Origin of the sequence: Variovorax sp. WDL1, assembly GCF_001541225.1 — a bacterium.
In the GTDB taxonomy this organism is placed as follows: Bacteria; Pseudomonadota; Gammaproteobacteria; order Burkholderiales; family Burkholderiaceae_C; genus Variovorax.
The window spans coordinates 1-2,069 of sequence record NZ_LMTS01000192.1 but is presented as its reverse complement, the minus strand read 5'-3'; the positions used below and the strand labels follow the sequence as shown (position 1 = coordinate 2,069).

The 2,069-nt window shown below is 66.0% G+C and carries 2 protein-coding genes; both read left to right on the top strand.

Annotated elements, in window-relative coordinates:
* Positions 1–1,166 (top strand): RAD55 family ATPase (locus APY03_RS25555; protein ID WP_198161302.1); only part of this gene is annotated, 1,166 nt, incomplete at its 5' end.
* On the top strand, positions 1,163–2,069 hold a 907-nt coding region (locus tag APY03_RS25550; RefSeq protein WP_102906365.1), incomplete at its 3' end, for a sensor histidine kinase. The genes APY03_RS25555 and APY03_RS25550, both read left to right, overlap by 4 nt.

The window sequence follows — 2,069 nt, the reverse complement described above, 5'->3', positions numbered from 1 at the left end:
AGGCCAACGACAAGCCGTTTCGCGAGGATGTCCACCTGCTGGTCGAGGGACTCACGCGGCTCGGCGTCACGACGCTCGTCACCGCGGAGCGCGGGGATACGAAGCTGGAGGCCCATGCGCACGAGCGCTTCGTCTTCGATACCATCTTTTCGCTGACCCGCACCGAGGTGCGCAGGCGGGTCCACAGGACCCTGTCGGTCGTCAAGTCCCGCGGGCAGGACTTCATCAGCGGAAGCCACTCGATGCGCATCGAGGCCGGCGCGGGCATCCTCGTGTATCGACGTGCCCAGTCGCGCCCCAAGGTCGACGAAGACCAGCCCACGTCGAGCGAGCGCGTGTCGGTCGGTTGCGCCGCGCTGGATCTGATCATGGACGGCGGGCTGTACGAAGGCTCGATCACCATGGTCACCGGCATTTCCGGCACCGGCAAGACGGTCCTGGGCGTCCAGTTCCTGACCTCGGCAGTCCTGGCCGGGCGGCGGGCGCTGCTGGTGACGCTGGACGAGCATCCACGCCAGCTGATCCGCAACGCAGCAAGCTTGGGCTTCGATCTGGAAGCTATGGTGCGGCAAGGCTCGCTCTTCATCCACTACGAGTCGCCGCTGGAGCTGGAGGTCGACGTTCACTTCGACCGTGTGACAAAGCTGGTGGAGCAAAAGGGCATCGACTGTGTCGTTTTCGATTCGGTGGCGGTGTACGAAATGGCGAGTCCTGAACAGGCCTCCGACTTTCTCTACGCCCTGGCGAACTTCGTCAAGGGACGGCTGGCGACGGCGTTCTTCAACTACGAGAGTCCCGAGCTCCTGGGGGTCTCGCAGATCAGCGAGGAGCTCAAGGGCTCGCACCTCGTCGACAACATCATCCTGCTGAGCTATGTGGAGATCTCCACGCGCCTGCGCCGCGCGATCGCGGTGCCGAAGGTGCGCGGCAGCAAGAACATCCAGACCACGCGCGAGTACGTGATCGGCGCAGGCGGCATTTCCCTGCTCGACGAATCGGTGGTCGAGGGCGACGAGGCGACACCCGTGCCGCAGTTGCCGTTTTCCTCCTACTATGGCCTGCTGGCTCGCTCCCCCTCGCGCAAGAGCCCGGTGATCGAGGACGCCGTCGCGCACGGCAAGGCATTGCCGGACTCGCCGGAGCTGCCTCCCGAGACTGCTTCGTGAACCACAATGCCGACGCCGAGAGCCGTCCGACGGGGTTGGACTGGGAAGGCTGGCGTCGGGCCCTGGCGCGCTTCGCCGCGGCGACCGAGCTCTGCGTCTGCGCCTACGATCAGGATGGCGAAAGGCAGGCCGGGCCGTTCGCCTCTTCGAAGGTTGCGCGCCTGCTGGCGAGTTCAGGTGTCTGGAGCGAGAACCGCTTCGGCGACCGGATCGAGCGGGATCTCGCCGTGCAGGTCCTCGAAACGGGCGCAGCCGAGTACGCCAGCGTCTGCGACGAGCTGCGCCTGCAGGCCGTCCCCCTGGTGATCGGCGGCCAAGTGCGCGGGGCGATCGTGTACGGATGGGCGTTCTCCACCTTCGGAACTCCGCTGGGATGCGAGCGCATTGCGCGCCAGCTCGGCGTCGACGGTGCACGGCTTTGGGCCGAGGCGCGGCTGGAGTCACCTGTTCCCGAGGCGCGCATGACCGTGTACACCGAATTGCTCGAGACGATGATCGAGTCCACGGTTCGCCACGCCGAGGCGGTCGAGCGCCTGCAGGACCTCAGCAGGCTGCGCGAAGTGTTTCTGGCCAGCGTGTCGCACGAGCTTCGAACGCCGCTGTCCGTGCTCGCAACGCGAATCGAGCTCTTGCTCCGCGGTGCGCTCGCGGACCCGGAGGCCATCAGGGCGTCCCTCGTCAACATGAAGCACCACGTGGCGACCGAGGCTCGGCTGGTCGAGGACCTCATCGAGGCAGCGCGGACCCGTACCGGCCAGTTGCGCATGGACCTGCAACCTGCATCGCTTCGCGACATCCTCAAAGCCGCGGTGTCTGCCGTGCTGCCGCATGCCGAGGCCAAGCACATTGCCTTGGCGATTCCGGATCTAGATGTAGTTTCCCAAGAGGTTGTTCACCCGAGGT